The sequence below is a fragment of the Streptomyces triticisoli genome (assembly GCF_003270085.1).
In the GTDB taxonomy this organism is placed as follows: Bacteria; Actinomycetota; Actinomycetes; order Streptomycetales; family Streptomycetaceae; genus Streptomyces; species Streptomyces triticisoli.
On record NZ_QFDQ01000169.1, the window covers coordinates 1 to 6,880 of the forward strand.

Below are 6,880 nucleotides of genomic sequence, written 5' to 3' on the forward strand. Positions count from 1 at the left end.
GGGTGGTGGCGGGCCGGGGGGCGTGGGAGTGGTGCGGTGGGGCGGCCGGCGCGGGCTCGGGGTGCTGCGGGGAGCCGTGCGCCGGTATCCGCTCCGGTGCCTGCGCCGGCGCCGGTGCCTGCACCTCCGCCTCCGCCTGCACCCGTGCCTGTTCCTGCGCCGGCACGCCGGCCGCGGGCGCGCCCTGCCGGGGCGCCGGGTCCGGTTCCCGCTTCTGCGGTGGCGCCTGCGGCGGGTGTACGTCCCCCCGCGGTCCTTGCCGGGACGTACCGCTTCTCAGGTCGCGCAGCACGTCACTCTGCCAGTTGTCCCCGCTCGGCATGTCCCCTTCTCTCCTGCCTGCCTCGTCGTCCCGCCCGGAGCGGCGCGCCCCGCCCATGGAGCCTCAGAACTTGTCGAGCAGCTGCCCGTAGATGCCGAACACCCCGACGGCGAGCGGGAAGAGTCCGATCACCCCGAGAGACTCGACCAGGTCGGCGAACCTGCGCAACCGTACCCGGACGTGCTCCGGCGGCTCGACCGCGAGGACGCACAGCGGCAGCACCGCGGCCGCGCCGAGCAGAGTGAGCGCGCCGACGCCCCCGGCGTGGTCCAGCCACAGCACCACCAGCCGTACGACGAGTACGGCCGCCGCCGTGAACACCGCCACCACCTCGGCGACCAGCGGGAAGGCCCGGGCCCGCGACAGCAGGACGACGGCGGTCAGCGAGGCCAGCGTCACCGTCCACGCGGTGGGCTCCTGAGCGGTGGTCAGCAGCCAGCCGCCCGCGGCGGCGGAGGCGGCGGTGGCCACCGTGGCCAGGGCTAGCCCGCGGTGGGTGGCGGCGAGGGCGTTGGCGACCTGATGCCGGCTCACCGACACGCCCGCGGAACGCCGGTCGTCGAGCCCGGTGAGCCCGGAGGCCATCAGCGCGAGGCGGGGCAGCAGTCCGAGCAGCACGACCGAGAACACGGCCATCACCGCGCCGAGCCGGTCCGGCCTGTCCTGTACGGCGGCGACGGCCTCCCACACGGCGGCGATCGCGGCGGCCGCTCCCGCCCCGATGAGCCCACCCCGGCCGAGCGGCGAGAAGTGGGCCAGCAGCACCAGGGTGACCACCAGCGCGCCGACGACGCCGGCCAGCCGGGCCGTCCCGGACCAGGCGTAGGCGTCGGCGGCGGTCCACGCCGTGAGCAGTCCGAGCCCGCCGGTGGCGAGCAGCAGCGCGGTGGCCAGGGCCCGGTTGCCCTTGCCGACCCTGGCCGCCAGGGCTCCGGCGACCATGCACACCACGGTGGCGGCCGCGAGGGCGGCGGTGACGCTCTCCAGCGCGAACTCGCGCCGGGCGAGCAGGCCGACGGTCACGGCGAACGCCACGGTGGCCGTACCGGCGCCGGCCCGGCGCGCGGCCGGACGCCAGCGCCAGGCGTGCAGGTCGAGGTCGTCGGCGACCTGGTCGGTGACGTCGTGGACGACCGGTGCGGGCGGGGCCGCGTGGGCGCGTACGAGCCGCAGGACGGCGCCGTCGGGCACCTCGGCCGAGGACAGGGTCGCCTCGTGCGGCAGGACCGAGCCGTCGGAGGTGATCAGCTGCCGGGTGGCCGGACGCGCGGCCGCGCGATCGTCGAGCAACTTCAGGATGTCGGGGAGCAGTTGACCGATCGGGGTGTCCGACGGCAGGACGATGTCGGCACGCCGCCGCTCACCGACCAGGGTGACCCTGCTCAACTGCGTCCGGGACGTCGTCGCTGTGCTCACCACTCACCGGGACCTGTCATCGTGTCTTCTCCGTCACGGTTCTCTTCTCCGTCACGGTTCCTTCGTAGCGTGCCCATTCCAGAGCTGCTCCTGCTGTTGCCGCTGCTTCTTCTGCTCGGCCTTCTGCTTGGCCAGGGTGGCCTGGAGGAACGACCAGCCGATGCAACCGGCGCACAGCACGGCCGCGATGGCGATGCCCGCGAACACCTTGCCGAGCCGTTCGTCCACCGTGCGCCGTCCCCGCTGCGCGCCGAACAGCAGCGCGTCGCGCATCCGCCGCCGGCGCACCGCCACCGACTCGAGCAGCTGACTGTCGTAGTCCCGTGCCATTTCCGTCGTCCTGTGCCGTAGGTGCGTACGTGGCCGTCCGTGCCATCAGTCGTCCGGGGTGAGGCCGAGGTGGCCGCGCATCGTGGCGTACTTCCGCGCGAGCCGCCGTGCCGTCGGCGCGTCCAGGGCGGCGAGTCGTTGCGGGTCGGCGTTGTGCGCGAGGTCGGCCGCCTTGACCAGCCGGGCGCCGGGGGTGGCCAGGATTCGGCGCGCGTACGCCTCCGGCTCCTCGTCCGGCCGCCTGGTCAGGGCCCGTACGACGTCCTTGGTGCGCTGCGGGAGCCGGGCCGCGTCGAGCCACTCCTCACTGAGCACGCCGTCCTCCAGGGCGTCGTGCAGCCAGGCGGCGGCGACGAGATCGTCACTTCCGCCACGCGCCCGCACCCCCTCGGCGACGGCCGACAGATGCTCCGTGTACGGGCGTCCCGCCTTGTCCGTCTGCCCGGCGTGCGCGGCACGGGCGACGGCCTCGACCTCGGCCGGCCCCATTTCCGTTCCGGCGCGTGCCGAGTGCCGCGTCCGCCCTTCACCGGGCGACCTCTCCTGCGCCATGCGATTCCCCCTACTTCGCTTCCGCAACATAGGCCATGCACCGGGCTCACGTACACCCGGGGTGCGCGCCCCTCACCGCCGTCGGCTCAGCCCCCGCGGCGCGCGAGGCGGCGTACCACGCGCGGGAGATGTGGATCAGTCCTGGAAGCTGGTGGCACCGGTGGTGGCGGAGTGAGTCTCCGGGGTCTTCAAGGTCTCGATGAAGGCGGTGAAGGCTCCGGCCGGGAAGGTGAGGGTGGCCCTGGCCGGGGTTTTCGAGTCGCGGATGGCTACGCGGAAGGAGTGGCTTGCGCTCTCGACACAGTTGTTGCCGTCGCCGCCTCCCGAGTATGAGGACTTCCGCCACATGATGGGGGTGGTCACGGTGCACCTCACATTGCCTTGGCCGGCCTGTGGATGAAGTCACGCGACCGCTCGGGGTCGAGTGACGCGGCCTCCACTCTACGGAAGGACGTTCGAAAAAAGCCGAGTTGGGCTTCGGAATCGACAAATCCTGTGCCATGAGGTGCGTCGCGGGTGGCGGTGTCCAGCTTCGGTACGGCACCGCCCGCCGGCATCATCGCGTTCCAGGTCCCACCGAAGTCATCCTGGTCGAAGGGAGTCACGCGGACGGTGACGTGGTCGGCCTCGGCGAGTTCCATGGGCCGGGCAAGCCGGGCTCGTGGGGTGGAGCGGCCGCTGACCCTGATGCGGAACGCCGCTTCGTGGACGACAGCCTCGTACCGTGTGGGCGCCGGGCCTTCGAGGGTCACCTTGCGCTGCATCCGGTGGCGGACACGCAGCTCCAGCCCCTCGCGTGGGAGTTCGGGGATCCGGGAGGAGAAGACGGCGCGAGCGTACTGTTTGGGGCGCGTCGGAACCCAATGTCGTCCCGTGCGGTGCACTGAGGGGCATGCCAGTCGTTGCGCCCCGCGGCCGACCGACGCCGCACCTCGATGAGCCGTCGCCGTCACTACCCTGCGGGCGGTCGGCGGTGATCGGTAAGGCAGGCGCATCCCTACCACGTCCGTTGTGACGCCAGGGCCGTCTCAAGGCGCCCGTAATGGGCCCTACGTCACACCCGTCGGGATCATGGGCACCCAAGGGCTTGGTGAAGGGGGAGCAGGATGGTCGGGTGAACGGTCGCGCCCTCACCGTTCGCCCGATCCCCTGTTCAAGATCCGAGCGCGCATCACGCCTGTCGTCGTCGACCTCACGAACCCGCACACGCCCGGCCACCGATCAGCAGCCCGACCGCCCGGGCCGGCCGGCGACACGCCGCCGCAGCCAAGCCGCCTCCGCGGGCGTGAGGTTCGGGTCGGCCAGCTTGGCTTCGGCCGCTTCCCGGATACGCCCCGCAGGATCGGTCCGACAGCCCTTGCGCACGCTGTGCGCCAGCAGACTCCGTCCCAGGCGAACGGCCAGTCCGGAGACCTCCGCGCTGCCGATGGTCACCATGGTCATCGCCACATCCGCAGCGGGATCACCAGCGCCCGCGTTGCGCCAGTCGATCACTACGGGGCCCCGCCGGGTCAGAAGCACGTTGCCCGGATGCAGGTCCAGATGCAGCACCCGGTCCTCACCCGCCGTCGCGAACCGCCGGGGCAGCCAGTTCGGCGCCGGCAACGCATGCAACCGGTCGTGGAGGCGGCCCAACGTCCGGCCGAGGGAGCCGACCCGCCACGGGCGCCGGGCCAGCACGTCCAGCATCGTCGGCCCGGTCAGCCGCTCCAGGACCATGTCGGTATCGGTGATCTCGTACACCTTCGGCACGGGATACCCACAGGCCGCCAGATGCGTCATCAACCGCGCTTCCAGCTCAGTTGGTCCCCCCTGCCGATAGCGCCGCAACACCCTGGACTCGTCCAGGGCGTACACGTCAGCGTCCCGCCCCCGCCCGATCAACTCCATGCAGGTAAGTCTGTCCTGACGACGCATCAGCAGCCAACAGGGCGAACACCGGCTGATGCGGCACTGGTTGTTTTTGGCGAGGGCCTCGACTGCGGCGGTGTTCGGGGCCTTCGAGTCGCGTATGGCTATCCGGGGATGAGCGTTCGCGATCCCGACGCAGTCGTTGCCCTCACCGCCGCCGGAGAAGGACGACTTCTTCCACTGGGTGGGGTGCTCATGCCGTGCCTCACACTTCCTTGGTCAACTGGTGGGTGAGGTCACGTGAGCGCCCTGGAGGAAGTGACCCCGCCTTCACCTCACGGAAGAGCTTTCGAAAATGCTCCAGTAAGCAATCACACATCAAACAGCCCGAATCGTATGAGCTGACGTCCAAGCGCCTACATGTCTTCGCTCAGCTCCTTCAGCGCGCGCTCACCCGGACGTGCAGCCACCAGACGGCGGGCCGTGTCCTGGGCCCAGCTCGGATCGACGCGATGGGCAGCGCTGATCATCAAGGCCATTTGAAGACCGAGGTCATAGGACGGAGGCTGCTCGGTCAATCGCGCCACGCCGCGCGTCACGGCCGCTTGAAGGGCGGGCAGACAGGCAGCAACGATGTCCTGTCGGAGCAGGGAGCTGATGTGCCGGTCGAACTGAACGTGGTCTGCCACGCTCAGCAATGCCTCGGCCGCCCGCACACGGTCCGCGGCCGTGCCGCGCTCCTCCACCATGTCGCCGCTGTCCCCCACCGCGTCAGCCAGTACGCCGAAGGTGTCGTCCTGGCCGTGCAGTCTGTCGTACGAGGCCCCCCGCCAGGGAACGGACTCCGGAGCGCCGGCTGCTTGGACCACTGCGTCGTAACCGTTCCCGTCTCCCCAGCGCGTGAGCGCGACACAGGCCAGGAAACGGCCTGCCGGATCTTCGTCCGGATCCTGCAGCACCTCCCGCAGCGCCTCGGTCCGGTCGCGGTAGCCTCCATCGAGGCCGTCGCTGATGACATCGTCGGGATCGGCGGCCATGCCGTCGAAGTCCACGAAGAGCAGGTCGGCGACTTGGCTACTGGGCTTCCACGAGCTCCTGCTGTCAGACAATCGGTTCTCCTGTACTACAGACCCTGCACGCCCGAAGGTGCTGTCTGGCGCGTTAAGGCATCCTGGTCGTCGGGTACGGTCCCGTCACGTACTCCTTCGGGACGACCCCGCTGATCAACCATTCTCCATCGCGTCGAGTGTTGAGCAGTGCCATGACTCTGCGCTGCACCTTGCTCGTCTTGCTCTTGCTCAGTTCGAGATTTTTCACGAACTCGGTCACGGCGTCGGTGTCCGAGGCCTTGAGGCTCGTCGGCACCACCACGTCCTTGCCTGCAACCTTGCTGATCTCGTCTGAGATACCCCGCTGGATCTGCTCCGGGCGCAAAATCTCCACGCCCTGGACCTTGCCGGATTCGATATCGGCCTGCAGTCGCTTGTAATCGATGCTGACCTCCTGCGCACCGTAGACCTTCCCGGTCCCGTCCTTCGGCGCGAAAGAGGTGAACTGACTCGACTCCTTGGCCGCGGGGTTCGCTCCCCCGAGCACATGCTCAAGCGGCGTGATCTTTCCTTCCGGATTTGCGGGAACGATACCGACATCCGGATCGAAATGTGATTTACGCAGGCCGAACTTGTTGTGTGTGGCGCCGAAGTCGTCGTCCTGCCGAATCAGCAGGGGCTCATCGGCTTCCGGAGTCTTCGGAGGAGCTTCGTCCGCGGTGGGGGCGAGAGTGTCCGTGTCCGATCCGCCCGGCGGATTGTCGATGTTCTCCGGGTGCTCGACGTGATTCGTCGAAGGTTCTGCATCGGCCTGCCCGCCGGCGGGGTGGCCGTCTGTGTTGTCTCCGCGGGGGGACATACCGTCACCGTGTCCACCACCGCCGGCGAGGTTGTCGGCGGAATGTCCTGTGCCGTTCAGAACATCGTGGCCTGCGGTCGCAGCACCCGGTGTCAGGTCGTCGCCGACGCCGACCAGGGCCGGCTCCCTGGCCGGGGTCGGGGTGTGCGGGGTGTCCGCGCTCGAGGCCGGGTGCAGGTCGGGGCCGCCGGGTTCCCTGGGGGCCTCGCTCGCGTGCTGGACGACGTTGCCCTCGTGGTCCAGGAGGTTGCCCTGCGGGTCCAGGTACTGGGCCGGCGAGCCGTCCAGGGACGGGAGCCCGGTCGTGCCCTCGGGGAACACGGGGGTACCGTGCGGCAGTTGGACGGTGCCGTCCGGCAGCCGGGCCGCGCCCGCCGGGAGGGACGCGCCCTCGGGCAGGCGCACCGTGCCGTCGGGCAGTCTGACCGTGCCCTCGGGCAGGACGATCGCGGTGTCCGGCAGCCGGGGGAGGTCGATGTTGCCGACGCCCTTCAGCGCCGC

The 6,880-nt window shown here is 70.3% G+C and carries 6 protein-coding genes and 3 pseudogenes; all 9 read right to left on the reverse strand.

The annotated features are described in order from the left end of the window. A pseudogene (locus DEP02_RS34950) lies at positions 1–322 on the reverse strand (MinD/ParA family ATP-binding protein); the annotation flags it as partial. A 63-nt stretch (positions 323–385) separates the two neighbouring features. Beyond that, positions 386–1,741 (reverse strand): type VII secretion integral membrane protein EccD, encoded by a 1,356-nt coding sequence (gene eccD / locus DEP02_RS22840; RefSeq protein WP_112469567.1) that lies wholly within the window; start codon positions 1,739–1,741, stop codon positions 386–388. 48 nt (positions 1,742–1,789) lie between these two features. Beyond that, positions 1,790–2,068, reverse strand: a complete 279-nt coding sequence (locus DEP02_RS22845; protein ID WP_112469568.1) for a hypothetical protein — start codon at positions 2,066–2,068, stop codon at positions 1,790–1,792. A 45-nt stretch (positions 2,069–2,113) separates the two neighbouring features. Further along, positions 2,114–2,557: an HD domain-containing protein gene (locus DEP02_RS22850; RefSeq protein ID WP_112469569.1), complete on the reverse strand. Its 444-nt coding sequence runs from the start codon at positions 2,555–2,557 to the stop codon at positions 2,114–2,116. 198 nt (positions 2,558–2,755) lie between these two features. Then, positions 2,756–2,983 (reverse strand): DUF397 domain-containing protein, encoded by a 228-nt coding sequence (locus tag DEP02_RS22855; RefSeq protein WP_112469570.1) that lies wholly within the window; start codon positions 2,981–2,983, stop codon positions 2,756–2,758. A gap of 8 nt (positions 2,984–2,991) precedes the next feature. Further along, a pseudogene (locus DEP02_RS34955) lies at positions 2,992–3,465 on the reverse strand (Scr1 family TA system antitoxin-like transcriptional regulator); the annotation flags it as partial. Between the two features lie 376 nt (positions 3,466–3,841). Continuing rightward, positions 3,842–4,510, reverse strand: coding sequence for a phosphotransferase (locus DEP02_RS22865; protein WP_112469571.1), 669 nt, complete (start codon positions 4,508–4,510; stop codon positions 3,842–3,844). 377 nt (positions 4,511–4,887) lie between these two features. After that, positions 4,888–5,523: a hypothetical protein gene (locus DEP02_RS22875; protein ID WP_157977518.1), complete on the reverse strand. Its 636-nt coding sequence runs from the start codon at positions 5,521–5,523 to the stop codon at positions 4,888–4,890. Positions 5,524–5,632: 109 nt separating this feature from the next. Further along, a pseudogene (locus tag DEP02_RS22880) lies at positions 5,633–6,880 on the reverse strand (hypothetical protein); the annotation flags it as partial.